The sequence below is a fragment of the Panacibacter ginsenosidivorans genome, assembly GCF_007971225.1.
Taxonomy (GTDB): domain Bacteria; phylum Bacteroidota; class Bacteroidia; order Chitinophagales; family Chitinophagaceae; genus Panacibacter; species Panacibacter ginsenosidivorans.
Window position 1 is genome coordinate 556,904 of the sequence record NZ_CP042435.1, and the last position, 24,934, is coordinate 581,837.

Genomic DNA, 24,934 nt, shown 5'->3' on the forward strand with positions numbered 1-24,934 from the left:
AAAAGATGACTACAAAAATTATTTACTATTATTTTCAGTGAAGCCAAATAATGCTGCTATTTCTTTTGCAATACCATCCATAGATTGTACCAGCACACTTTCATGCAATAGCTGTTTGTCGTTCAATAATTCCATTGCTTTACTGATCATCTCTTCTTTTGTATGAACAATATGCCAGTTCTTTATGTCATGCTTCATCGGTTTTATAAAACTTATTACATGCGCCCCGGCGTACAATGCTTCAAGACAAACCGAACTAAAGCCCTCATAAGAAGATGGATGCAATAATATTTTAGACTGCTGCATTTTTTGAATAGCAGTTTTATGTTTTACAGCTCCTGTAAGTTCGATATTCTTTTCGAGAGCAAGTTCAGTGATCATTATTTTGAAGCGATCTGTTTCTTCACCATCTCCACAAAGCATTGCATTGACTGTTGGAAAAGCTTCTTTCAATGAGGCAATGACTTCAATAAATATATCATAACGTTTCAATACGCTTAGGCCGCCTACGGCGATGATATCGATATCTCTTTTTGATGGAAGCGGCCCAAACATGGATGGCTCCACGCCATTTATAATAATACCGGATGGCTTTATACCATGACTATCATAAAATTGCTGCACCAAAAAGTCTGACATAGCTATTAGCTGCTGCGGTTTTGGCTTTATCCATTTCACATAGGTGTTAAAAGGACGTGCATCCTGACCCAGAATCCAGCAATAATAAGGCAAGGAAAAAAAGCGGGAACAATATTTTGCAAGTAACGTACATTCTCCACACCATAAACTGAAGATGCCTTTTATGTTTTGTTTGCGCTTAACTGCATAGAATTTCTTAATTATATTTAGCCACATAAATACATGACTAAACTTTCCACGATGCATTCCACTGAAAGCAATTACTGTATTGCCATTCCAATGATAAGTCTTTGTGTGATGCGGATATTGAAAGGCAAAAACAATAATCTTTAATGAAGGAAAATTTTTATTCAATGCTTTTACAATTGCCTGCAGCCAGGGCAACCATTCTGTATCATCCTCATCTTTTGGAAATGCCGGAGAAAAGATCACCAGTGTTTCAGGCTTATTCTTCATCTAATGAAATAACTTGATTACAAAATTGCAGGCTGTTGCTGTTATGCGTGATAAGTATCACAATTTTACCTGAATCAGCAAGTTCTCTAAAATGTTGCATTAAAACAAGCTCAGTAGCTTCATCAAGCTCATTAAAAGGTTCGTCAAGAATTATTACATCTGCTTCTTTATACAATGCCCTTGCAATAGCAATACGTTGCCGTTGACCACCACTGATATTCTTTCCGTTCTCTGTAATTATTTTGCCGATACCTTCGGGTAAGGTATCGACAAACTCTGTAAGCATACTTTTTTTAATTACATGCTGCAACAAGCTGCCATCATAATTATCCTCCAGCAACGTAATGTTTTTAAGAATGGAATCATGCAGCATAAAAGCTTCCTGCTTAACATAGGCAATGCGGTTCCAGTAATTTCTTTGTTCTAAATTATCAATAGCTTTTCCGTTATATAAAATGCTTCCTTTATCCGGAGATAAAAACCCAAGCAAAATATTAATAAGTGTTGTTTTACCTTTTCCTGAATTCCCTTGTATACCCGTAAAAGAGCCTGCAGAAAATGTACAGTTAAATCCATTAAAAATTTTATTATCCTTATAAGAAAAGAAAATATCATCAAGAGATATTTCCTGTAATTTTTCTGCAGTAAAACATACCGTAGGTTTAACCCATAATTTTTTTCCTCTCACCAATTCATCCATTGCATAATAATAGGTCTTTGCCGTACTGTTGAAATTAATGATCTTGGAAATGCCGGGGATTATTTTATAAGCTGCAGCCATATACGCACCAAGTGTAAAAATACCTGTTGCATTTTCTGAGTCTGCAAACCGGCCGGCTACAATAAGCAGGAATAAACCAAATACTGCAAACGCCTCAAAAAACCTGGATGGCATACCCTGTGCAATCTGCAGGTCTGCAACATAATTGTTCACAGTTTGCTGAATAGCTGCATAGCGATCAACAAACAATTTATTTTTATCGTAGATATTACTTTCCACAAAACCATACAATGCTTCGTGCAGGAACTGGATGTTGCGCTCATTAGCAGTGCTGATATTCTTTCTGATGCCGGTTAATCTTTTCCTGGTAATATAAGTTAGAAAACCAATAGCTGGTATTAACACAGCCGATATGATCAGCAATAGCTGAGCGTCATATATCAATAATGCAGTAATAGTAAGAATGATGAGTATAAGCTCTGTTGCAACCTGCATAAAGCCTGATAAAATAAAATGTGCAAACTCTACCGGGTAGTAACATATTTTCCTGATGAATGAAGCAGAATCAATATTTACATAGTCTTCATAACCACCTTCCAGGTATCGCAAAAGGTTCTCTTTAGACAAGCCTGATGAAACATTATTTATATACCTGTAATGCAATTTATAAACGTAGTATCCAAACAGGCTTTTGATTAAGAAAACGGTGATTAGTAATGCAGCTGGTAAAAGAGAACCTGCTCTAAAATGCCAGCTTGCTAAAATGTTTGTATTTACAGAAATAGACTGCGGAGAATAAAAGTTGATAACTACAAAAAGAAAAGCAATAGAAAGAATATCTGCAAGACTTACAGCAGTATTCAGCAGCATTATTAGCAATAGTTTCTTTCTTTCTTTTGCTGAAAGAATAAAAATGATATTGCGGAATATATTTTTCAAAATGTAATAAACAGTTTGCTGCGGCGGCAATATAGAAGATATAAGAAAGCAAAGATTATTTTAACGCTATTATTTTAAGAAGGGAATTTTTATGAACCAGGTTTTTATCCCTTTTGGCGGCAACTGTTGCGTCGCACTCTTGTACGTTATAACTTTATTCAGCTTTTAAAAAATACTGCGAAGCCTTCGGCTTCGCAGTATAAATTTATCTGTGAATGTATAACTATCCAAATTACCGGGTCACTGCTTCTTTCTCCAAAAAAGCTTTAAGCGAAGAACCAATAAGACTGTTCCAGCCCTTTGCAAAATTCTCTTTTGCAAAAGCAGGGTTGCTTGCCGGGAATGTTTCCAAAGCCCTGTGTGTGAGTTTCAGGCGGGTTTTATCACCTTCGGGAAATAATTCAAATGTTACAAATGAATTTCCTTCATGCCCATCATATCGCCAGCTATAAGTGATTTTTTTGCCAGGAACGTCTTCAGTTACTTTGCAAAGATGTAAATATTTAGTATTCTTATCTCCTGCTTCAAAGCTAAATTCAACGCCCACTTCGGGCTTAAATTCAGGAATATCAAAATACCATTGTTTCATCTGGTCTTTATCAGTAATTGCCTTCCAAACTTTTTCGGCAGATGCGTTGTAGGTTCTCTCGATTACAAATGGTTCGCTGTTTTGCATTTGTTGTAAATTTTAGATTATGTATTTATGATACCGGTTTATTTTCGTTTGGTTTTTTTAACAGGTAACTTTTTATTTGTTTTAGCAGTTTCTTTCGCCAGAAATTTATCCAAAGCATCAAGTTTAGCTGTCCAAAATATTTTGCATTGCTCAACCCAATCTGATACTTCATCCAGCTTTTGAAGTTTTGCTTCGCAATATCTTTCCCTACCCTGTTGTTTAATAACAATCAGGCCACATTCTGTAAGTATCTTAATATGCTTTGATATAGCTGGCCTGCTGATATTAAAATTCCCGGCAACAGCATTAAGGCTAAGTGATTGCTGTGCCACCATATTAATAATCTCTCTGCGTGTAGGGTCTGCTATTGCCTGGAATACATCTCTTCTCATCTCTTATATTTTTATGTAACCGTTCGGTTACAAATTTATGTGTAACTATTCGGTTACGCAAATGTTTTTTTGAACCACAAGAAGGAATAAGTATTAGGCTGCTGATGCGCCCCTATTCTTGTACCGAAAAAAGCAAATCGTTATAATAATATTTACCTGATCATGTTCAATGATTGATGAAGGGTTTTCAGAAAGTACAAGTGAGTGACACAACCGGCGATGCCATGAAAAAATGTTGCCGGTTCAACAATCGAAAATTCGGGTTTATCAGTATTATCAGTCATTTCACCAACCTTTAAAAAGCTTTAACGAATATGTATTTAAACTGAATGTTAAAACAATCGTTTTTGAACTACCTTTGCAGCGAAAACTCCTTGAATGAAAAAGACACATATTATAGCGCTTGTACTGATTGCCATTTCAATTGCTGTGCTGATAAGCTTTATGGGCAATGTAACCACTTACGATACGATTGCTGCAGCCAAAGAAAAACCTGGTAAAGCGGTTACGCTGGTAGCTAAGATCGATAAGACCCAACCCATGGACTACGATCCTGTAAAAAATCCAAACTATCTTACATTCACGGCTATTGATACAATGGGTAATTCTATAAAAGTTGTGTATCGCAATACCAAGCCTACAGATATGGAGAAAAGCGAAAGAATTGTATTGAAAGGCAGTGTAAAAGATGGCCTTTTTGAGTGTAAGGATATTTTGTTGAAATGCCCATCCAAATACAAAGACGATTTAAATAAAGCCAAAGAAAACGCCGGCGCTACTTCTTACAACAGCGCGGATGCGACCAAAGACGCCAAATAATGCACGAATAAAAAATTAACAGCTACGATGGAGTATATAGGTGAACATTTATTGCCGGGTCAGCTCGGCCATTTTCTTGCCGTTCTTTCTTTAGTTGCCTCTTTAATTGCTACGATTGCCTTCTTTAAAGCGAATAAAATAATTGATATTCCTGAAAAGGAAAGCTGGCTTCGTTTTGCAAGAGTTGCCTTTTTTGTAGAGACCATTGCTGTATTCGGCATTTTTTTAACACTCTATCATATTATTTCGAACCATTACCATGAATATTATTATGCCTGGAACCATTCATCCCGTTCCCTGCAGCCGCAATATCTTTTAGCAAGTTTCTGGGAAGGCCAGGAAGGCAGCTTTATGCTATGGAATTTCTGGCATTGTATAATAGGTTGGGTATTTATATGGCGGAATAAAAAATGGGAAGCACCTGTATTAACAGTTCTAAGTTTTGCTCAGTTCTGCATTGCCACGATGCTTGTGGGTATTTATTTATTTGGCTGGAAAGTTGGAAACAACCCATTTATATTAATGCGTGAGCAGTTGGGTGATATTCCTTTATTTCATAATCCTGATTATCTCAACTTCCCCCGCATAAAAGAAGGCAATGACCTTAATACACTGCTTCAGAATTATTGGATGGTGATTCACCCACCCATACTATTTCTGGGGTTTGCTTCTACTATTATTCCATTTGGTTTTGCTTATGGAGGCCTCATTAATAAAGACCATACCTGGACAAAAGCATCTCTTTCATGGGCCTTGTTTTCTGCAGCAGCACTGGGCACAGGTGTAATGATGGGTGCAGCATGGGCTTATGAGAGCCTGAGCTTTGGCGGCTACTGGGCATGGGATCCCGTAGAGAATGCTTCTATGGTACCGTGGCTTATATTGATTGCGGGCTTACACACAAATCTTATTTATAACCATAGCAGTTATTCTTTAAAGAGTACTTACTTCTTTTATATAGGTAGTTTTATACTCGTTCTCTATTCTACGTTTCTTACACGTACAGGCATTCTTGGAGATACATCTGTTCATGCCTTTACCGGTGCAGATATGACCGAACAGCTTTACCTCTTTTTAAATATTTTCATTTGGTTGACAACGCTTGTTGCCACACACACACTTAAAGAAAAATATATAGTATTGGCATCAGCAGTTGTTATAACTGGTTTGTATTTTTTGTATCCTGTATTTGCGCTGGCATCCTGTCTGGCAGGTTTTGGTTTCCTGTTTTACTTTCTTAATAAATATATTCCTTCAATTAAAAAAGAAGAAAGCACTTACAGTCGTGAATTCTGGATGTTTATCGGAGCATTGGTACTTTTTCTTGCAGCTATCATTATTACTTACCAAACCTCCTTGCCGGTAATCAATAAAATATTTAACCAGAAGCATGCAGACCCTGAAGACCGTGAGTTTTCTTACAATCAGATACAAATATTTATAGCCATTATTATTGGCATGTTAACTGCAGTTACACAATACTTCAAATATAAAGACACACCAAAGCCTTTCTTTTTTAAAAAGCTTTTAGTTCCAACAATTGTATCGCTGGCTATAAGCCTTTCCATCAGCATATTTGGCAACATCAATTATGATAAACACGGGCCAGGTTTTCTTGGTGCAATACACATAGCCATATTTGCTGCAGTATATGCGGTTGTTGCCAACGCTATGTATCTGTGGATCGGGTTAAAAGGTAAAATGAAAGCAGCAGGTGCTTCCATAGCGCATGTAGGTTTTGCATTATTCCTTGTGGGTGTGCTTATCTCTTCAAGCAAAAAGAAAGTACTGAGTGAGAATACAACAGGCATCAGTGTTTTTGAAAAAACAAAGGACCAGGATCCTGCTGAAAATATTACATTGTTTAAAGGTGTACGTACAGATATGGGTAAATATGATGTAACCTATGTACGTGATACCGCCAACGAGTTTGATCGCAAGAAATATTTTGAAATAAGATTCACAAGTAAGGATGGCAAAGAACAATTCTACCTATATCCTGATGTGTTGAAAAATAACAAAGGCCAGGAAGGTTTTGCCGCTAATCCCGATAAGCAACATTATATCTGGGGTGATATTTTTGGTTATGCAACTTCATGGGTTGGTTCTGCTGCAGATAAGGATACTGCCAGTTTCAGAAGTATTGGCATAAAAAAGGGCGACAGTACTTTTTATTCCAATGGCATCATTGTTTTGAATAATGTGGTAGTAAATCCTGAAAAATTCAAAAGAGAAGTACTGCCGGGCGAAACACCTGTAATGCTTGATATGACAGTGATCTCAAAAGATGGCAGAAAATATCCGCTTACACCGGGCTTCGCAATAAACATGCACGACAGTTCATTTCGTAACCTGCCCGACACAGTGATCGCACAAAGCCTTATAGTACGTTTTGATAAACTTGGGGATGGAGATACAGGCAAGCTTCAAATAGGTATAAAAGAAACATCAAATTTAAATGACCTGATGACACTGAAGGTTTATGAATTCCCCATGATAGCACTGGTATGGATCGGTATTATTGTTATGGTTATTGGTTTTATCTTAAGCCTTATCCAAAGAGTAAAGAGAGTTAAGATGACTGCTGTATAATTTTTTTATGAGCACTGCATTTGACTAAATATTAGGCTTTCGTTGCGTCGCACTCTTGTACTGATGAATACAAGTCAGCAAAATTAGAAAGATTATGCTCCATCATAATCATCTTTCGGACTTTCAGTCTTGCTGACTTCCGGACTAATAGCACAAGTGAGTGACACAACAACCGATGCTATAAAGTACAAAAGCCCGCAACAAAAAACTCACTCCAGCTTACACTGCATAAACTGCCCCATTATTTGAAAGATACCGCTGAATTTTACCTGCAAGCTATTACTGCTTATAAAAAATAACTGCGTCTTAAAATTTGAATTGGAAATATTTGCAAAGGGTTTTTGCGATAATATCTGCTGCAGTTGCTTTGACATTGGCTTTGGTGTAGTAATGTAAAAACTTATATCGGTAATACTTGAACTCCTGATTAATACCATATTAGTTGTATCTAATAAATATTTCCTGTATTCAAGCAATTGATCGTTGGTAGTAGTGTCTAATATCTTACCAAGGGCACCTGTGAATTCCATATTTATCCAGGATCCTGATTCTATTTCTGTATAAACAGCATCATAAAGTGTGTTGGTTACCTCCTTATTAATGGCTGCATCTGCGCCGTCAATATTGATATTGAGTGCAATTTTATCATGAATGAATGCAGCAGGGGAAATACCCAGTTGGTGTTTTTCATAGCATGGCTTTGTTATAAAGTTAAACGCACTACCGAAAAGGAGAGGATTTCTAATATCGAGGTTTTTTACCCGCTGCAGTGTTTTCCTGTTTACAATACACCCAAGAAAAAAAGCGTCCTGTGTTTTGATAAATATGGCATTGGCGGGAAAACTTTCTCCCATGCAGCTATCATGCATACGTTTTCTCTCATCCCAGACATTTCCTTTAGGTATGGCGAAAGATGAATCTGCAGAGAAATTGAACTCACTTGTAGTTAAAGGCTCAAAATGTATGGTCTGTTTTGGTTTGGCTTCAGAACAGGCATAAAAACAATAGCAAAGCAAGCTAAAAAAAATTAAAACTCTCATGTGCGGGTTCTCGTTAGTGGTGTATTAAATATAAATACTTTTCTGAAGTTGTAAAAGATAATAAAGGAATATGAAGATGTTTGGCTTATACTCTTCAATCTGAAAATAAAAAAGGTCGCTTTGAAAAGCAACCTTGATTTATTTATAAACCCCCTATAATGTTATTGTATTATACTTTAAAATACACAAACGGAATGCCATAATTTTAATGAACTGAAAATGCTGTATACTGAATAAAATAACACTTAATTGATATCAAAATGCGTAAAAAAATACACATGCCATAATAATATTCTCTACAACTTTTTCTCATTAGCTTTTTTTTGTTAATAATATTCCTGATGCCAAAGAATTGAACGGCCTTGTTGAATAATATGTACTTTAGTACACCAGAAAAAAATAAACAAATGAAGAAGTCATCTACCAGTAACCGCAGGGGTTTTTTAAAAACAAGCGGAAAAGCAGGCCTTGCTGCAGGATTATCATTGTCCATATTGCCTTCGTTAGTAAAAGCAAACGGATCTTTGACTTTTGAGGATTTTAGTGTTGCTGATACGCCTTATACCCAGCAACCTCTACCCTATGCATATAATGCATTGGAGCAGATCATTGATGCCATGACCATGGAAATACATTATAGCAAACATGCTGCAGCTTATGCTAAAAATCTGGCTGAAGCCGTAGTTGCAGAAAGTGTGGATACCACTAAAATGAAGCTTGAACAATTGCTTGGTTCCGTTTCAAAATACTCGGCTAAAATGCGTAATAATGCCGGTGGCCATTACAACCATGAATTATTCTGGAAGTGCATGAGGCCGCTAATGGATGGCGCCAAGCCAACCGGGAAACTTTTAGCCGCTATTGAAAAAGATTTTAATTCTTTTGATGCTTTTAAAACACAATTTACCGATGCAGGTAAGAACAGGTTTGGCAGTGGCTGGGCATGGTTGGTAGCCACAGCTGATAAAAAATTAGTTGTTACATCTTCCCCAAACCAGGACAATCCTTTAATGGACATCAGCGATGTGAAAGGTGTTCCTGTAATGGGCCTGGATGTGTGGGAACATGCTTATTACCTGAAATACCAAAACCGCAGGCCGGATTATATTAATGCCTGGTGGAATGTGGTGAACTGGGATTTTATTCAAGCACGTTTCGAGTCTATATAAATAACATGATAGAACAGATACAGTGATCAGCGCGGCCGCACACCGCGCTGATTTTGTTTTAGCAATAATGTTAACCTCAGAGATGGGGAGACGCAAAGAGTAAAAACTAAAATGGCGTTGTGTCTTTACATTTTCGTATTTTATGTTTACAATAATGATATGCTGTACAAGTGTGCGACGCAACATAAATTTAATGCTTATTCTACAGCCGGGTACATAAAATGAAAACTACATTTGCGTTTTATTTTTACTTTATGATACGTATGTTTATCAGATCATTATCTTTTATTTTTTTCTTTTTCATCTCAATAAATTTAATTGCACAGGATACTGTACAACAAATTATTCCCAACAGGTTTAATAGTGCAACTCAACAGCAAAAACCGTACGTGATCCTGATCTCAGCAGATGGCTTCCGTTATGACTTTGCTGAAAAATATAATGCAGAAAATTTATTGCGCTTAAGCAAAGAAGGTGTTTGTGCAGAATCAATGCTGCCATCTTTTCCTTCGCTTACATTTCCCAATCACTATACAATTGTTACGGGCTTGTATCCGGCACATCATGGACTTGTTGATAATTCTTTTTTTGATGAAAAGAAAAAAGCATCTTATTCAATGGGCCGAAAGGATGTGGTGCGTGACAGTTCATGGTACGGTGGCATACCTTTATGGGTATTAGCAGAAAACGAGCAAATGCTTAGTGCAAGTTTTTACTGGGTGGGCTCAGAAGCAGCAGTAGATGGCATAAAACCAACTTACGATTATAATTACAACGAAGCTATAAGTATTGACATAAGAATAGAGATCGTAAAAGATTGGTTGCAATTGCCTGCCGGTAAACGTCCGCATCTGATAACTTTCTACCTGCCGCAGGTTGATCATGCTGCACATAAGTTCGGCACCAACGCAAAAGAAACAGGCGACTCTGTTCATTTTGTAGATGATGCTATTGGGAAGCTTACCTTAGCAATTGCAACATTAAATCTTCCTGTTAATTACATTTTTGTTTCAGATCATGGTATGACAGATGTTGATACTACTAATACTATTTCCTTACCCACAGCAATCGATACTTCAACATTTAAAATAGTTAACAGCGATGCTATCCTGCATTTATATGCAAAAGATAAAAACGATGTGCAATCCACCTATGAAAACCTAAAAGCAAGTGCCAAAGATTATGATGTTTATTTAACCACAGCAATGCCTGCACAATGGCACTACAGTAAGCAGGATGACCGCTATGGCCGCATCGGCGACATTATTCTTATTCCGCACCTGCCAAAAGTTTTCAATATCAGCAATAGAAAAATAACGCCCGGTAAGCATGGTTTTGATCCTGCATTTAAAGACATGCATGCAACGTTCTATGCATGGGGTCCACAGTTTAAACGGCACACAAAAATTGACGCTTTTGAAAATGTAAATATCTATCCTTTGGTTACAAAAATCCTCGGGCTCTCTTACACAGAAAAGATCGATGGTAATATTGAAGTGTTAGAGAATATTTTGAAATAATTTTTATTGAACAAACTGCATGGCTACTGTTTAGCTTTTGTTGTGTCACTCACTTGTACGTTCAATTCAATAAGCAGCAAAAGCAATCTTTAAATGTAAATTCATCAATACTATTTCAAAACAGGCAAACTTTATTTTACATTCACCGTATGAACGAGCAACACAATCCCTGGCAAATAATAGATCAGCATGATGCTTATGACAATAACTGGATAACACTTACCCATTACAATGTTATCAATCCGTCAGGTGGTAAAGGAATCTATGGAAAAGTGCATTTTAAAAATACAGCCATTGGAGTTGTGCCGCTTGATAGACATTTAAATACCTACCTCGTTGGTCAATATCGTTTTCCGATAAACAGGTACAGCTGGGAAATACCCGAAGGTGGTGGCCCGCTGAATGAAGATCCGCTGGACGCTGCAAAAAGAGAATTAATGGAAGAAACAGGCTTGAAAGCAAAACACTGGATAAAAATACTCGACATGTATCTCTCTAACTCTGTTAGTGATGAGGGCTGTGCCATTTATGTTGCCACAGACTTATCCCAGCATACAGCAACGCCGGAAGAAACAGAACAACTGGCTATAAAAAAAGTACCATTTGATGAAGTGTATCAAATGGTACAAGATGGTAAAATAACAGATGCAGTAACCGTAGCAGCTATTTTAAAAACGAAACTTATGCTGCTTGATGGTTCGTTGCATTTATGATTTTCTTTTTAATGCCTCTTTTGCAAAACTTATAAGATAAGATGGGTCAACATAACCTTCGGTTTGTAATACAATATTTCCATTGGCATCCGTAACGATCAGGGAAGGGTAACCCTCAATACCATATTTTCTTGCCAGTTCAGGCCCTACACCCTGCTCCCCGTCAACAGACACATTAATAAAATTATCATTGAAGAATTTCCCCGCTGCTTCATCTGTAAAAGTATTTTTCTTTAGCATTTTACAAGGGCCACACCAGGTTGCATAAATATCAAGAAAAATAAGCTTTTTATTAGCCCTGGCCTGTTCCATGGCTTTGTTCCAGTCCTGCTCAATGAATTTAATGCCCTTCTCCTCTGTAGTCACCGTTTTATTTTCAGGATTTGCATTAATAAATGCAAATGAAACTATAACTGCCACTAAACCGGCAACCAATAAACTGTATCGTAAAAAATGCTGTTTCATAAATATTCTTTTTATCAATAACGAAATAAACACCTTTAACTTACATACAAAAATATATCCACGCTTGTTTAACATTTTATTTCCATAAAGGTTAGTTTTACAATCCGCACCTTATTTTTGGAAAACACAATTATCTTGCAAATGAATACTCCTATTAAAACGGCAATTATTGCTTTCGGCGCTGCGGGCAAATTTATGCACGCCCCATTTATTAAGACGCAGCCGGAACATTATGAAGTAATAGCAGTGGTGGAACGTCATAAAGAAGATTCCAGGGAACTCTTTCCAAACGCAAAGATAGCAAGGTCATTAGACGAAGTGCTTGCCATGAAGGAGCTGGAGCTTATAATTATCACCACGCCAAATGATACGCATTTTCCTTATGCCAAAGCTGCTTTACTTGCTGGCAAACACGTAGTAGTTGATAAACCTTTTACTATTACTTCTGCTGAGGCACTTGAACTAATTGAATTATCAAAAAAAGTAGATAAGGTTATCAGCGTTTTCCAGAACAGGCGGTATGTAACAGACTTTCTCACGATCAAAAGGCTATTGCATAATAAATTATTGGGAGAGGTTCATGAATTTGAAGCGCATTACGACCGCTACCGCCCCGAAGCAAAACCAAATGCATGGCGTGAGGAGCCAGCACCAGGCAGTGGTATTCTGTATGATCTGGGTGCGCATTTAATAGACCAGGCATTTTATTTATTTGGCTTACCCGAAGAAATTACTGCCGATATAAGAATGCAACGCTCTCATGCCAGAACCGTTGACAATTTTGAATTAAAACTTGGTTACGATCATAAAAAAGTAATTCTTAAATCTGGCATGCTGGTAAGAGAACCAGGGCCACGATATATGATACATGGCGACATTGGTTCTTTTATAAAGTACGGAGAAGATCCGCAGGAAGTTTTTTTGCGAGCAGGTAAATTGCCCACCGAAGTTCCCAACTGGGGCATGGAAGATGAATCTATATATGGTTTGATACACACAGATATCAGTGGACATACATTCAACGAAAAATATCCTTCTGTAAAAGGTGATTACGGTTATTACTACGAAAACCTGTATAAGACTTTGAGAGAAGATGCTCCTTTGCGTGAAAGGCCTGAACATGCATATAATGTTATCAAACTTATTGAACTCGCCGAAGAAAGCAATGCCAAAAAAGCTACTATCAAATGCAGTGGCTTTATTGATGTGCCTTACCCGAGAGATTAGAAAAATTGTTTTATTTATTTTGTACTTAGCTGCATTGCTGCTATCATCGCTGGTTGTGTCACTCACTTGTACGTTCTGAACAATGTTGAACAAGCTGAGAGCAACGAGCCTTGAGCTTCGAGCAAAACACACAAGCTCAAGGCTCGCAGCTATTAGCTCATAGCTGTTGTATTGTACAAGAGTGCGACGCAACAGAAGTTTAATGCATGTACAAATGTTGGGGTCATAAAACACTTATCACAGGAAGTCATAAAAAAATTATTTAGTTCTATCTTTCCTTTTTAATTTTTGTTTCATGAAGAAATTTTTTGCAATCATTGCAGCATGTATTTGCATGATGCATGTTTACGCGCAACAGCCATCTTTTATTACAGACAGTATTGATAAATATATTGAGCAGGGAATGAAAGACTGGAGTATTCCCGGTCTCGCTATTGCTGTTATAAAAGACGGCAAAGTTGTATTGATGAAAGGCTATGGCGTACGCAACCTTGAAACAAAAGAACCTGTTGATGAAAATACGTTGTTCATGATTGCCAGCAACAGCAAACTCTTTACAGCAACAGCTTTGTCGCAACTGGAATATAATAAAAAATTGTCGCTCGATGATAAGATCACCAAATACTTTCCTGATTATAAAGTGTATGATGATAACACAACAGCATTGGTAACTATAAGAGATATGCTTTGTCATCATCTGGGTACTAAAACATTTCAGGGTGATTTTACTTTCTGGAACTCCGGTTTATCACGCAGCCAGATCATGTATAAAATGCGGTACCTGAAACCTTCTGGTAATTTCAGGCAGAGTTATGGTTATTGCAATAGTTGTTTTGTAACTGCGGGTGAGGTAATTCCTCTGGTAAGCGGTATGCCGTGGGAAGTATATGTGTACGATAGCATCCTTACGCCGCTTGGTATGAGTAATACACATACCCTCGGGCGTGGTATGGAACAAATGCCCAATGCTGCAGTGGCTTATACCAATACTTTTTCCAGCGTATTAACACCGCTGCCTTATGATGATATAGATAACATGGCTGCTGCAGGCAGTATAGTAAGCTGTGTAAAAGATATTTCAAAATGGTTGTTGATGCAGTTAGACAGTGGCCGTTATGAAGGCCGTCAAATCCTTCCCTGGCCGGTATTACAGCGTACCAGGCAAATGCAGACAATAATAAATAGCACGAAGTCTCCTGATTATCCTTCGCATTACACAGGTTATAATCTTGGTGTTATGCAAAGAGATTATAATGGAAGGCAGGTGTTTTATCACACAGGTGGTGCAGATGGTTTTGTAACCAACACCTGTTTTGTACCGGAAGAAAATTTGGGCATTACTATTCTCACCAATAATGATAACCAAAGTTTTTTTGAACTGCTGCGTTACCAGATACTCGATGCCTATCTTGGTGTGCCTTACAAGAACAGGAGCCAAATGTTACTTGCAGATTTTAATAAACAACGTACTGATAATTTAGCAAAAATAGATGTGTTGAAAGCAAGACTGAAGAATAATAAACCTTCACTCCCATTGACTGCTTACACAGGTAAATACACACATACATTAATGGGTGAAATAACCATTGCACAAAACAACAATGGCCTGCTTATAAAATTCCCCGATCATAATAATTTATCAGCAACATTGCAATATCTTGACAATGATGAATGGCTGCTAACCTACAGTAACCCTGCATTTGGTATATTTCCACTTAAGTTTAGAGCAGAGAATGATAAGGTAGTTTCTGTGGATGTTAAATGCAATGATTTTATAGAATTCGATCCTTATACTTTTATGAAAGAGTAAATTGTTAGTAGTGAACTTTCGTATTTCATGGCATCGGTTGTTGTGTCACTCACTTGTGCATTCAATTTTTATGGCAGCAATAAAATATGATTGCTATGCTACAGACACAGGAAGCTTACACACAACTCCATCGCCTCATTCCTGCCAGCAACATGTTTATATGCTTGTACTATCGGGGAAAATTCAAAATTTTTTTTTCTAAAGCCATCCCAAACTTTCATAGTATTTTTGTGCATCTTTTTTAATAGCATCCTTATCTAAATTTAAGTTTTGTATTTATCGATGATATCAAAAGAATCTATCACCTTTATTGCAATTATTCTTTTTTTTCTTCAAAAGATGCATTTTTCACTTCTTGATAATCTAATATTACATCCCAATATAACGTTTGATCACTTTTTGAAAATTTGACTCTATTCTTCACCCGCTCAATAAAGAACCGAACGTACAAGAGTGCGACGCAAGAGGTGATGCTTTGAAAAACCAAAGCCTGGCTCATAAATATCTTACACTTATTCAATTCTAATACTCACTTAATGCCCCAAATTTTTGCATTACCGCAATAATCAATAATATTGCAGCGTATTTAAAGAACTGTAATACAAGAAAACCAGAATTAATTTATTTATCCTTGCTAAAATCATTTACCAGAAAGAACAATAATATGAAAAGAACACTGTTGATCCTTTCCCTGATAACCCTTACTGCAACATTTTCACAAGCTCAATACAATACCAAGACAAGGATAATGATATACGGAGAAGGCGGCCTTAACCTTTCTACTCTGTATCAAAGTGCCAGTTCAGAAAAAGCTTTAAAGCTCAGCAATATTACCCGGCCGGTAATAGGATTGTATGTAAAAACAAAATTTCCAACTTTAATGGGTTTCGATGCAGGCGTATCACTTTCCCAGCAAGGAACTAATACAAAAGACTCTGTTGCATCATCAGCCATATTTCCGGATTCTGCTATTTCCAAAGCAGTATTAAACTATGCGTATGCATATGGTGATGCACTTTATTATTTTGAACTACAGGGCGATAACACCATACATGCAGGCGTAGGGCTATATGCTGGCTATGCCATGAATGGAGACCAGGTTACAGGCTCTGATAAGAAAAAACTTTTATTAGACGACTGGAAAAGATTTGATTTTGGTCTTCAGTTAAAAACGGCATTTAACATTCATGAATTTATAACCCTCGGCGTACAATACAGGATCGCGTTTTTAAGAACATTGGAAACCGTTGACAGGGTTGGGAATGACAACAACTTAAGAAACTCTGTACTTACTTTAACTGCGGCGCTCAGGCTTTTTGAAATAAAATCAAAATAAAATAAGATTATAGAATAAGCAAAGGATCGCATACTGCGATCCTTTTTTATTTTGTATAAGTTCTGGCACCAAATAATAAACTGCCTATACGAACCATGTTACTTCCCTTTTCTATCGCCATAACATAATCTCCACTCATGCCCATGGAAAGTATTTGAAAATCTGCATGCATCGCTGCATTGCATTCATCAAATAAAGATCTCAAATGCGCAAATTCTTTTCTTACCTGTTGTGTGTTATCTGTAAATGATGCCATTCCCATTAAACCTTTGATGCGTACATTATTTATCTGGCCTGTAACACACGCTGATATTGCTTCATTTAATTCCGTTTCATTCATACCAAACTTTGTTTCTTCTTCTGCAATGTGTACCTGCAGCAGGCAGTCTATAACACGGTCATATTTTGCAGCCTGTTTGTTTATCTCCTGTAATAATTTTAAGCTATCCACTCCATGTATCAGGTGTACAAAAGGCGCTATGTATTTTACTTTATTGCTTTGTAAATGACCAATAAAATGCCAGCGAATATCTTTAGGTAGCGCAGTTTCTTTATCTGTAAGTTCCTGCACATAATTCTCACCAAAATCGCGCTGGCCAAGCTTATATAAGGCCAATATATCTTCCGCAGGTTTTGTTTTGCTTACTGCAACAAGTGTTACTTTTTTTTCACTTAATTCTTTTATCAATTGCTCGTATGCTGCCGTATTTATTGCCATGCCAATCTTTTTTGTAAAGATAAATGGGTGTGCGGAGAGAAAAATATTTATGAGCCGGGCATTTGTATTTTATAGCGTCGCCTGTTGTGTCACTCACTGCATCGTTCGGAACTATTTTGATCAGGTTAGAAGTGAAAAGTCAAAACTTTTGCATCTTTCATTTTTTACTTTTGCCTTTTCACTGATGCAATCAGTACCGGTGTATAAGGGTGCGACGCAACGTAAGACCAATAGCAGCAATGCTGCCGGCAACCAAAATAAATACACATAATATGCTATCTTTTGCTATTTGATAATTAGCAAGTAAATTCGCACCCGCTAATGTCATGAACAATGACAGCATGATTTTCTGATCATCTAAAACTATCAACAGATATGGCATACGACGTTATTGTGCTTGGCAGCGGTCCTGGTGGATATCCTGCCGCTATACGTGCATCTCAGTTAGGATTTTCAGTGGCAATTATTGAAAAGGAAAGCCTTGGTGGTATATGTTTGAATTGGGGCTGTATTCCAACCAAAGCACTTCTAAAAAGTGCACAGGTTTTCGAATACATGAAACACAGTAAAGACTATGGTATTATTTCCGGCGATGTGCAGGCAGACTTTGGCGGCGTTATAAAAAGAAGCCGTGGAGTTGCCGATAAGATGAGTAAAGGCGTACAGTTCCTGATGAAGAAAAACAAGATAGATGTGGTGATGGGATATGGCAAAATAAAAGCCAAGGGACAGGTAGAAGTAACCGCTGCAGACGGGACTAAAAAAATAATTGAAGGCAAATACATCATCATTGCAACAGGTGGCCGCAGCCGCGAACTGCCCACCCTTAAACAGGATGGCAAAAAAGTAATTGGTTACCGCGAAGCAATGGTATTGCCGCAGCAGCCAAAAAGCATGATCATTGTGGGTAGCGGTGCGATAGGTGTAGAGTTTGGTTATTTCTATAGCAGCCTTGGAACAAAAGTTACTATTGTGGAATTTATGCCAAGGGTTGTGCCTGTTGAAGATGAAGACATTTCAAAAGAACTGGAAAAACAACTAAAGAAACAAGGCATTGACATAATGACCAGCGCTTCTGTTGAAAGTGTTGATACAGGTGGCGCCGGTGTAAAAGCATTGGTAAAAAAACAAGACGGCAGTACTGTAACACTTGAAGCAGATATAGTTTTAAGCGCTGTTGGTGTGGTAGCTAATATTGAAAATATTGGCCTTGAAGAAACAGGTGTAAAAACAGACAAGGGCAGAATAACTACTGATAAGTATTTTCAAACAAATGTGCCCGGCATATTTGCCATTGGCGATTGTACACCTAACCAGGCATTGGCACATAAAGCCAGCAAAGAAGGTATTAACGCTGCTGAATATATCGGCTATCTTGAAAAGAAATTCCATCATCAACCAGAACCTATTGATTATGGTAATGTACCAGGATGCACCTATTGCTCTCCTGAAATTGCCAGTGTAGGTATGACGGAGAAAGCAGCAAAGGAAGCAGGCTACGAAATCAAAGTGGGTAAGTTCCCGTTCATGGCCAGTGGTAAAGCAAGTGCATCAGGCGCTACTGAAGGTTTTGTAAAAGTAATTTATGATGCCAAGTATGGCGAGTTCCTTGGTTGCCATATGATCGGTAATAATGTTACTGAAATGATAGCCGAAGCAGTTACTGCACGCAGGTTAGAAACAACAGCACACGAAATATTAAATGCCATTCACCCGCACCCAACCATGAGCGAAGGTTTAAAAGAGGCTACAGCAGCAGCTTATGGAGAAGCAATAGACATTTAATGTATCTGAGTTCCATTTTAGTTGACATTAAATAGAACTTTGTTTGATGTAATATTTTTAATAGGTTGGTATAATATTGATTTTATTATGTCCAACCTATTTTAGTCCTGTCACGTTTATCTTTAATATTAAATGCTTACACATGAGAAAAAAACTAACACTACCATTATGCTCCTGTCTGTTACTGGCCACAGGAGTCTTTGCACAGGTTGAAAAAAAACCTTCATCTTTAGGATTTAGTATTGGCTTTGCTGATTTCATCGCTGTTCAGGATATAAAAAACACTTCTATCAGTGATGCACAGATCGGGGGTTTCAGTAAAATGAACAGCTCATTTGTGGCGCAGTACTGGAAAGGCTTAACAAAAAACCTTGATGTTTCAGTTGCGTACACAGGTTCATTTATAAACAGGCTGCCATCTACTTTTCCGCATAAGCCTGTTGATTATTTTCACGCACTGGGTGCCGCTGTAAATCTGAAAATGTTTCAAGAAAAAGCTCCGGTAAATCCATTCTTAACGGCAGGTGTTGAAGGTTATAACTATAAAGATAACTGGGGTGTACAGTCACCACTAGGATTGGGGTTACAATTGAACCCATTCAGAGGAAATGCTAATTTCTTATTACAGGCTCAATACAAACTTAGTTACAGCGATAAAAATGTAAACCATCTGTTCTATTCTTTTGGTGTACTTGCTCCGCTTACAGAACCAAAAGCAAAACCTGTTGTAGTAGCAGCTCCACCGCCACCTGCAGATACAGACATGGATGGCGTTATTGATGCCGATGATAAATGCCCAACAGTGGCGGGTCTTGCAAAATACAATGGCTGTCCTATACCTGATACAGATAAAGACGGCATAAATGATGAAGCAGATAAATGCCCTAACGTTGCTGGCCTTGCTAAATACAATGGTTGCCCTATACCTGATACAGATAAAGATGGCGTAAATGATGAAGAAGATAAATGCCCTACTGTAGCTGGCTTCCCAAGATATAACGGATGCCCTATACCTGATACAGACGGTGACGGTGTAAACGATGAGAATGACAGGTGCCCAACAGAAGCAGGCCCTGCGGATAACAATGGTTGCCCACGTCTTGAACAGTTTAATTTCAACGCCAAGAATGTGCAGTTTGCTACAGGAAAAGCGACGCTTACAAAAGGCGCAACAACAGAGCTTGATAAACTGGTAACTATTTTAAATGCACATCCTACACTTAAACTTTCTATAGATGGCTATACTGATAACACCGGTAAACAAGCTACCAATCTTACACTTTCTCAAAAAAGAGCAGATGCGGTAAAAGCATATCTTGCCAAAAAAGGAATTTCTGCAGACATATTAACTGCGACAGGTCATGGAATTGATAATCCTGTTGCCGATAATAAAACTGCTGCAGGCAGAGCTCTCAACAGAAGAGTTGAATTTAGCGTTGTACAATAAATATTTTTAGTTCATTTTATAAAAAATGCTCCAATTATTTGGAGCATTTTTTATTTAGTAAGTTTTTTATGAACCTTGCATTTGCTTTTCATGGCATCAACTGTTGCGTCGCACTCTTGTACTTAGGAACAAGAGTCAACAAGCCATTAGCCAAAAAAGTAATAGTTTTTGACTTTAATAATTAATTGTTTTGTTCATTAAAGTTCGGAATGCACAAGTGAGTGACACAACAATTGATGCCATGAAAAAAACAAAAGCCGGTAAACAAATTATCTATGCAGAATTTCTTCCCGCATTGATGATACCAAAAGAACAACGCATGGCTAATTTACCATAGGTATCTTTTATGGGTGTTTGTATCAACTGCTCTTCCATATTGCGCACTTTTGATAATGCATATTGTTGTATGGTTACGAGTGGCAATACAATTCTTTCACGCATGCTGATAGATAACTGATCTACGGGATAGTCTGCCATTAACTCATGATTGCCTGAAAGCTTGAGTACGTAACGAATAGAGAGCTCATACTCGTGGTATGTTTTGCTCCATATTTCGCCATACTTGGGATGTTGGGAAAGATATTCTGTAAGCGGGAAATAAGATTTCTTCATCGCCATCTCGCAGTTATCAATAAGCGTTTTAAAGAAGAGTGATTCTTTGTACAGCTTCTGCACTTGTTTCCATTTTCCGGCTTCTTCCATTTTCTTTAGCGCAGTACCTACACCATAATAACCGGTAACGTTTTGTTTCAACTGGCTCCATGCGCCCACGTAAGGTATAGCACGCAGGTCTTTTAGTGTAAGCTTTGCAGAACCACCACGTTTTGCAGGGCGGCTGCCAATATTTGTTTCTGCATAAAAACGTAACGGGCTTACCTGTGCAAGGTATTCTACAAAATAAGGATGTTCTTTAAGATCGATATATGCTTTGTAACTGTTGTCTGCAAGTGTTTGCAACAACTCTTCTTCTTCTTTATTGAGTGTTATTTCTTTTGTTGAAAATAATTCGTTGGTAATACCAGCATGTATCAGTTGTTCTATGTTAAACTGTGCAGCTTCTATGGTTCCAAAACTGGAACTTACCGTTTGGCCCTGCACAGTCAGTTGTATTTCTTTGTTAGAAATATCTTTACCCATAGAGGCATAGAACTTATGCGTCTTGCCACCACCCCTTGCCGGTGGACCACCACGACCATCAAAGAATATCACATCAAGATCGTATTGTTTGGATATACGCGTTAATTCCTGTTTTGCTTTGTAGATACCCCAGTTAGCCATTAGATAACCACCGTCTTTAGTTCCATCAGAAAAACCAAGCATGATGGTTTGTGTATTGCCACGTTTCTGCAGATGATTGCGGTACACTTTGTTCTCATAAAGAATACGCATTACACCGGCGGCATTTTCAAGATCGTCTATTGTTTCAAACAGTGGAATAATATCTATGGTAAGTTCTTCAGCATCCCAGCCAGAAAGCATAAACAGACCAAATACTTCCATTACATTCAATGCACTGTTGCACTGGCTTATGATGTAACGATTGCAGCCTTGTTCTCCATTTGTTTTTTGAATTGACTTAGCAGCCTGCATGCTAAGGATGGTGTCTTTGTATAATTCATTTTCCAAAACTTCGATAGGCATGGCTGCATTGATATTCTGCAATACAGCAATCTTTTCTTCATCACTCATATCTGTATATCCGGGAGGAAGAATATTGCTTAGAGTAGCAATTGTATCCAATACTTTTCCGTGAATTGTACTGTCCTGGCGCAGATCGAGTGACGCGAAGAACAAACCAAATATCTCTACTTTGCTTATCACATTATCCAGCAAATGAAGGAACAAACCATTGTGTTGTTCAATCAATATTTTCCTTGCTGTCAGTAAAGTGTGCAGTATTTCTTTTTGAGAAATATTTGCTTTATGGCCGGGTACAAAAAGATTATCATAAAGTTTCTTTTCCAGTTCCATACAACGTTCCTCTACTCCTTTGAAAGTAAGACGGCGTTTCAATCTTCTTACTGAAAAATAGTAGGAACGTAATATTCCATTACGTAATGCATCTGCAACTTTCAATGTTATATCGGCTGTTACAAAAGGGTTCCCATCTCTGTCGCCACCTGGCCAGAAACCCATTCTTATAACTGGGTTTTTTGTTTGAATGGAATCACCATATTGATCTTTCATGGTCATCAATATGGCGCCCGCTGCCTGGTAAAATACATTCTCCAAAAACCATAATAAACTCACAGCCTCATCATAAGGTGTAGGCTTTTGTTTTTTTAGGAATGGCGTCTTACCTAACTGCTGCAGGTACATGTTTATCATAGCTGCATTTTCTTCAACGAGTGCTTCTGAAAGATCATTGATGATGCCCAACACTTCACCGGGATAAAATTGTGTAGGATGTGCAGTCAGGACAAGACGTACAGAAAAATCTTTCAGTTTTTCTGACAGCTCTTCTTTCTTCTGTGTTTGCGATACTTCTGATTGCAGATGCTTTAACGTACCCGGACCATTGATATCATTTACATGTTTGAATGCGGCATCTTCAAGTGCATCAAACAACACTACCTGTCTTTCGGTATATTGAATAAACCTGAACAACAGGTCTATAAATTCCTGTTCCTTTTTGTAAGATGTATATTGGGAGAGAAAACTGTCAACAATTTCTATGGGGCTTTGTTTCTTTAAAAAACCTTCTTCACAATGAATGAGAAAAAGAGAAAGTAACACCCCTGTTTTCTCAATGCGGTGGAATGGCAGCGACGTAAATAAACTATTGTATAACTGGAAACGTATACCTACGAGGTTCCTGAATTGCTGCAATGCACTATTGGAATATATCTCCATACTACTATAAAATTTTCATACTTTATGCAGGCAATCAACGAAGGTTGTGAAGATAATATAAAATCGTAATAACAATTGTAAGCATCAGCAATTGAAAATATTTTTTATGGTACCAGCGGCGAGTTAGATGGCATCGCCGGTTGTGTCACTCACTTGTACGCTCTGTTCTTAATGCAGCTGTTAGCTAATAGCTATAAGTGTGCGACGCAACGGAAGCTTGATTTATATTCTGAAGCCTGTAAAAATATTTCTTATCATATTTCAATTACTGTTCAAGATTTTTACATCAGCAGTAATCTATAATTTTGATGCATGACAGAGCAAAAAGAAAAATTGCGTATTGATAAATATCTCTGGGCTATCAGGCTTTATAAAACACGCAGCCAGGCAACGGATGCCTGTGACAAAGGGAAAGTGAAACATTTAGGTAATACAGTAAAAGCATCTAAAACTGTAAACATAGGTGATGAATATAATGTAAAAACAGAAGCACGTAAATGGGTCATAAAAGTTACAGGCCTCTTAGACAAACGCGCAGCATACAGCGAAGCAATAAAACATTATACCGACATAACGCCTGCAGAAGCATTGGATGTGGTAAAATACCAAACTGAATCTTTTCATACCGGAAAGCGATTAAGCAAGGTAGGTCGTCCAACCAAGAAACAAAGGCGAGATATAGGAGATATTATTGACAACTAATACCCAAAAATGAGAATTGATATTATAACAGTTTTGCCCGAATTGCTGGAAAGCCCGCTTAATCATAGCATCATGAAAAGAGCTAAAGACAAGGGTCTCCTGCAAGTTTATACACATAACCTGCGACAATGGGCAGTTAATGCTTATGGGCAAGTTGACGATTATCAATACGGTGGCGGCGCAGGTATGGTGATGATGTGTGAGCCATTGGCAAATGCTATAGAATCTCTGCAAAAAGAAAGAAGCTATGATGAGATCATTTATGTAACCCCAGATGGAGCAATGTTAAATCAAAAGCTTGCTAACCAGCTTTCTATGAAAGATAACTTAATTATTATTTGTGGTCATTACAAAGGAATAGACCAGCGCATAAGAGACCTTTATGTAACGAAAGAAATTTCTATTGGTGATTATGTATTAAGTGGTGGGGAATTAGCAGCGGCAATTATTGTAGACAGTGTTGGCCGCTTACTTCCCGGCGTTTTAAATGATGAGACCTCTGCCCTCTTTGATTCTTTCCAGGATGATTTGTTAGCACCGCCTGTGTATACCCGACCTGAAGATTTCAGGGGTTCAAAAGTGCCTGAAGTGTTGTTATCTGGTAATCCAAGGATTATTGAAGATTGGCGCCATGAAAAAGCTTTAGAGATAACAGGGGCAAAAAGACCAGACCTCTTAAAATAAGATTAAGTATAGTTTTAAAAAGCCAAATGATATCCAAATAAGTCATATAGCGTCTTATTTGGATATCATTAAGTCCGATTCCGATTTTGTTCAAACGTATATTCTATTACCTTTATGTAGTGATTTGATTAACGTATATTGTTTTCAAAATCACGACTCGTTTTAATATCCAATTATCCAAAAAAACCAAAGTCTCTCCCCCTTCAAAGTTTTTAGATTGTTAACCTGATC

At 37.7% G+C, this 24,934-nt stretch carries 22 protein-coding genes; 12 read left to right on the forward strand and 10 right to left on the reverse strand.

What is annotated here, in order from left to right; genetic code table 11:
• Positions 1-18: 18 nt before the first annotated feature.
• The 4 genes from FRZ67_RS02195 to FRZ67_RS02210 all read right to left on the reverse strand — a co-directional run bounded on the left by FRZ67_RS02195 (position 19) and on the right by FRZ67_RS02210 (position 3,823).
• Positions 19-1,095: a glycosyltransferase family 4 protein gene (locus FRZ67_RS02195; protein ID WP_147187972.1), complete on the reverse strand. Its 1,077-nt coding sequence runs from the start codon at positions 1,093-1,095 to the stop codon at positions 19-21.
• Complete coding sequence (locus FRZ67_RS02200; RefSeq protein WP_147187973.1) at positions 1,085-2,755, reverse strand: ATP-binding cassette domain-containing protein; 1,671 nt, start codon at positions 2,753-2,755, stop codon at positions 1,085-1,087. The genes FRZ67_RS02195 and FRZ67_RS02200 overlap by 11 nt, the downstream gene beginning before the upstream one ends.
• Before the next feature lie 232 nt (positions 2,756-2,987).
• Positions 2,988-3,431 carry an SRPBCC family protein gene (locus FRZ67_RS02205; RefSeq protein WP_147187974.1) on the reverse strand — a complete coding sequence of 148 codons (444 nt, stop codon included), beginning with the start codon at positions 3,429-3,431 and terminating at the stop codon, positions 2,988-2,990.
• A 38-nt stretch (positions 3,432-3,469) separates the two neighbouring features.
• Positions 3,470-3,823 (reverse strand): ArsR/SmtB family transcription factor, encoded by a 354-nt coding sequence (locus FRZ67_RS02210; protein WP_147187975.1) that lies wholly within the window; start codon positions 3,821-3,823, stop codon positions 3,470-3,472.
• A 378-nt stretch (positions 3,824-4,201) separates the two neighbouring features.
• On the opposite strand from FRZ67_RS02210, the gene FRZ67_RS02215 reads away from it, so the two are divergent.
• Together FRZ67_RS02215 and ccsA are read left to right on the forward strand one after the other, a co-directional pair.
• Positions 4,202-4,642 carry a cytochrome c maturation protein CcmE domain-containing protein gene (locus FRZ67_RS02215; RefSeq protein WP_147187976.1) on the forward strand — a complete coding sequence of 147 codons (441 nt, stop codon included), beginning with the start codon at positions 4,202-4,204 and terminating at the stop codon, positions 4,640-4,642.
• A 27-nt stretch (positions 4,643-4,669) separates the two neighbouring features.
• On the forward strand, positions 4,670-7,234 hold the full coding sequence (gene ccsA, locus FRZ67_RS02220) for a cytochrome c biogenesis protein CcsA (RefSeq protein WP_147187977.1): 2,565 nt from the start codon (positions 4,670-4,672) through the stop codon (positions 7,232-7,234).
• Positions 7,235-7,443: 209 nt separating this feature from the next.
• On the opposite strand, the gene FRZ67_RS02225 is transcribed toward ccsA, so the two are convergent.
• Entirely contained in the window at positions 7,444-8,274 is an 831-nt protein-coding gene (locus FRZ67_RS02225; protein ID WP_147187978.1) for a hypothetical protein, read from the reverse strand.
• Positions 8,275-8,681: 407 nt separating this feature from the next.
• Between FRZ67_RS02225 and FRZ67_RS02230 the strand changes: the two genes are divergently transcribed.
• The 3 genes from FRZ67_RS02230 to FRZ67_RS02240 all read left to right on the forward strand — a co-directional run bounded on the left by FRZ67_RS02230 (position 8,682) and on the right by FRZ67_RS02240 (position 11,676).
• The gene (locus FRZ67_RS02230) at positions 8,682-9,443 is read left to right on the forward strand and encodes a superoxide dismutase (protein WP_147187979.1); all 762 of its coding nucleotides are present in this window, start codon (positions 8,682-8,684) and stop codon (positions 9,441-9,443) included.
• A 254-nt stretch (positions 9,444-9,697) separates the two neighbouring features.
• Entirely contained in the window at positions 9,698-10,963 is a 1,266-nt protein-coding gene (locus FRZ67_RS02235) for an alkaline phosphatase family protein (protein WP_147187980.1), read from the forward strand.
• Positions 10,964-11,112: 149 nt separating this feature from the next.
• Positions 11,113-11,676 carry an NUDIX domain-containing protein gene (locus FRZ67_RS02240; RefSeq protein ID WP_147187981.1) on the forward strand — a complete coding sequence of 188 codons (564 nt, stop codon included), beginning with the start codon at positions 11,113-11,115 and terminating at the stop codon, positions 11,674-11,676.
• Here FRZ67_RS02240 and FRZ67_RS02245 read toward each other — a convergent pair.
• Complete coding sequence (locus FRZ67_RS02245; protein WP_158638284.1) at positions 11,671-12,141, reverse strand: thioredoxin family protein; 471 nt, start codon at positions 12,139-12,141, stop codon at positions 11,671-11,673. The two genes, FRZ67_RS02240 and FRZ67_RS02245, sit on opposite strands and share 6 nt — an antisense overlap.
• A gap of 141 nt (positions 12,142-12,282) precedes the next feature.
• On the opposite strand from FRZ67_RS02245, the gene FRZ67_RS02250 reads away from it, so the two are divergent.
• Together FRZ67_RS02250 and FRZ67_RS02255 are read left to right on the forward strand one after the other, a co-directional pair.
• Positions 12,283-13,368 carry a Gfo/Idh/MocA family oxidoreductase gene (locus FRZ67_RS02250; protein WP_147187983.1) on the forward strand — a complete coding sequence of 362 codons (1,086 nt, stop codon included), beginning with the start codon at positions 12,283-12,285 and terminating at the stop codon, positions 13,366-13,368.
• A 295-nt stretch (positions 13,369-13,663) separates the two neighbouring features.
• Complete coding sequence (locus FRZ67_RS02255) at positions 13,664-15,178, forward strand: serine hydrolase (protein ID WP_147187984.1); 1,515 nt, start codon at positions 13,664-13,666, stop codon at positions 15,176-15,178.
• 316 nt (positions 15,179-15,494) lie between these two features.
• Here the strand turns inward: FRZ67_RS02255 and FRZ67_RS23995 are convergent, their stop codons facing one another.
• Complete coding sequence (locus tag FRZ67_RS23995; protein ID WP_510184716.1) at positions 15,495-15,677, reverse strand: Imm44 family immunity protein; 183 nt, start codon at positions 15,675-15,677, stop codon at positions 15,495-15,497.
• Between the two features lie 165 nt (positions 15,678-15,842).
• Here FRZ67_RS23995 and FRZ67_RS02260 point away from each other — a divergent pair, with 165 nt between their 5' ends.
• On the forward strand, positions 15,843-16,514 hold the full coding sequence (locus FRZ67_RS02260; RefSeq protein WP_147187985.1) for an outer membrane beta-barrel protein: 672 nt from the start codon (positions 15,843-15,845) through the stop codon (positions 16,512-16,514).
• Positions 16,515-16,560: 46 nt separating this feature from the next.
• Here FRZ67_RS02260 and FRZ67_RS02265 read toward each other — a convergent pair whose 3' ends face one another.
• Positions 16,561-17,232 carry a YggS family pyridoxal phosphate-dependent enzyme gene (locus FRZ67_RS02265; protein ID WP_147187986.1) on the reverse strand — a complete coding sequence of 224 codons (672 nt, stop codon included), beginning with the start codon at positions 17,230-17,232 and terminating at the stop codon, positions 16,561-16,563.
• Between the two features lie 190 nt (positions 17,233-17,422).
• On the reverse strand, positions 17,423-17,614 hold the full coding sequence (locus FRZ67_RS02270; RefSeq protein ID WP_147187987.1) for a hypothetical protein: 192 nt from the start codon (positions 17,612-17,614) through the stop codon (positions 17,423-17,425).
• On the opposite strand from FRZ67_RS02270, the gene lpdA reads away from it, so the two are divergent.
• Both lpdA and FRZ67_RS02280 read left to right on the forward strand, forming a co-directional pair.
• Positions 17,608-19,017, forward strand: coding sequence for a dihydrolipoyl dehydrogenase (gene lpdA, locus FRZ67_RS02275; RefSeq protein WP_147187988.1), 1,410 nt, complete (start codon positions 17,608-17,610; stop codon positions 19,015-19,017). The two genes, FRZ67_RS02270 and lpdA, sit on opposite strands and share 7 nt — an antisense overlap.
• A gap of 142 nt (positions 19,018-19,159) precedes the next feature.
• Positions 19,160-20,464 carry an OmpA family protein gene (locus tag FRZ67_RS02280; RefSeq protein ID WP_147187989.1) on the forward strand — a complete coding sequence of 435 codons (1,305 nt, stop codon included), beginning with the start codon at positions 19,160-19,162 and terminating at the stop codon, positions 20,462-20,464.
• Positions 20,465-20,737: 273 nt separating this feature from the next.
• Here FRZ67_RS02280 and FRZ67_RS02285 read toward each other — a convergent pair whose 3' ends face one another.
• Positions 20,738-23,317: a phosphoenolpyruvate carboxylase gene (locus FRZ67_RS02285; protein ID WP_147187990.1), complete on the reverse strand. Its 2,580-nt coding sequence runs from the start codon at positions 23,315-23,317 to the stop codon at positions 20,738-20,740.
• 312 nt (positions 23,318-23,629) lie between these two features.
• Here FRZ67_RS02285 and FRZ67_RS02290 point away from each other — a divergent pair, with 312 nt between their 5' ends.
• Both FRZ67_RS02290 and trmD read left to right on the forward strand, forming a co-directional pair.
• The gene (locus FRZ67_RS02290) at positions 23,630-24,019 is read left to right on the forward strand and encodes an Hsp15 family ribosome-associated heat shock protein (protein WP_147187991.1); all 390 of its coding nucleotides are present in this window, start codon (positions 23,630-23,632) and stop codon (positions 24,017-24,019) included.
• 9 nt (positions 24,020-24,028) lie between these two features.
• Positions 24,029-24,703: a tRNA (guanosine(37)-N1)-methyltransferase TrmD gene (gene trmD / locus FRZ67_RS02295; RefSeq protein WP_147187992.1), complete on the forward strand. Its 675-nt coding sequence runs from the start codon at positions 24,029-24,031 to the stop codon at positions 24,701-24,703.
• The last annotated feature ends 231 nt before the right edge of the window (positions 24,704-24,934 follow it).

Excerpts from the sequence above, each read along its gene's own strand:
- FRZ67_RS02230 (WP_147187979.1), top strand. The coding sequence starts at position 8,682 with ATGAAGAAGTCATCTACCAGTAACCGCAGGGGTTTTTTAAAAACAAGC.
- FRZ67_RS02255 (WP_147187984.1), top strand. The coding sequence starts at position 13,664 with ATGAAGAAATTTTTTGCAATCATTGCAGCATGTATTTGCATGATGCAT.
- FRZ67_RS02215 (WP_147187976.1), top strand. The coding sequence starts at position 4,202 with ATGAAAAAGACACATATTATAGCGCTTGTACTGATTGCCATTTCAATT.
- FRZ67_RS02235 (WP_147187980.1), top strand. The coding sequence starts at position 9,698 with ATGATACGTATGTTTATCAGATCATTATCTTTTATTTTTTTCTTTTTC.
- FRZ67_RS02195 (WP_147187972.1), bottom strand. The coding sequence starts at position 1,095 with ATGAAGAATAAGCCTGAAACACTGGTGATCTTTTCTCCGGCATTTCCA.
- FRZ67_RS02285 (WP_147187990.1), bottom strand. The coding sequence starts at position 23,317 with ATGGAGATATATTCCAATAGTGCATTGCAGCAATTCAGGAACCTCGTA.
- ccsA (WP_147187977.1), top strand. The coding sequence starts at position 4,670 with ATGGAGTATATAGGTGAACATTTATTGCCGGGTCAGCTCGGCCATTTT.
- FRZ67_RS02225 (WP_147187978.1), bottom strand. The coding sequence starts at position 8,274 with ATGAGAGTTTTAATTTTTTTTAGCTTGCTTTGCTATTGTTTTTATGCC.
- FRZ67_RS02260 (WP_147187985.1), top strand. The coding sequence starts at position 15,843 with ATGAAAAGAACACTGTTGATCCTTTCCCTGATAACCCTTACTGCAACA.
- FRZ67_RS02250 (WP_147187983.1), top strand. The coding sequence starts at position 12,283 with ATGAATACTCCTATTAAAACGGCAATTATTGCTTTCGGCGCTGCGGGC.
- FRZ67_RS02245 (WP_158638284.1), bottom strand. The coding sequence starts at position 12,141 with ATGAAACAGCATTTTTTACGATACAGTTTATTGGTTGCCGGTTTAGTG.
- FRZ67_RS02240 (WP_147187981.1), top strand. The coding sequence starts at position 11,113 with ATGAACGAGCAACACAATCCCTGGCAAATAATAGATCAGCATGATGCT.
- FRZ67_RS23995 (WP_510184716.1), bottom strand. The coding sequence starts at position 15,677 with ATGAGCCAGGCTTTGGTTTTTCAAAGCATCACCTCTTGCGTCGCACTC.
- FRZ67_RS02265 (WP_147187986.1), bottom strand. The coding sequence starts at position 17,232 with ATGGCAATAAATACGGCAGCATACGAGCAATTGATAAAAGAATTAAGT.
- FRZ67_RS02210 (WP_147187975.1), bottom strand. The coding sequence starts at position 3,823 with ATGAGAAGAGATGTATTCCAGGCAATAGCAGACCCTACACGCAGAGAG.
- trmD (WP_147187992.1), top strand. The coding sequence starts at position 24,029 with ATGAGAATTGATATTATAACAGTTTTGCCCGAATTGCTGGAAAGCCCG.
- FRZ67_RS02205 (WP_147187974.1), bottom strand. The coding sequence starts at position 3,431 with ATGCAAAACAGCGAACCATTTGTAATCGAGAGAACCTACAACGCATCT.
- lpdA (WP_147187988.1), top strand. The coding sequence starts at position 17,608 with ATGGCATACGACGTTATTGTGCTTGGCAGCGGTCCTGGTGGATATCCT.
- FRZ67_RS02290 (WP_147187991.1), top strand. The coding sequence starts at position 23,630 with ATGACAGAGCAAAAAGAAAAATTGCGTATTGATAAATATCTCTGGGCT.
- FRZ67_RS02270 (WP_147187987.1), bottom strand. The coding sequence starts at position 17,614 with ATGCCATATCTGTTGATAGTTTTAGATGATCAGAAAATCATGCTGTCA.
- FRZ67_RS02280 (WP_147187989.1), top strand. The coding sequence starts at position 19,160 with ATGAGAAAAAAACTAACACTACCATTATGCTCCTGTCTGTTACTGGCC.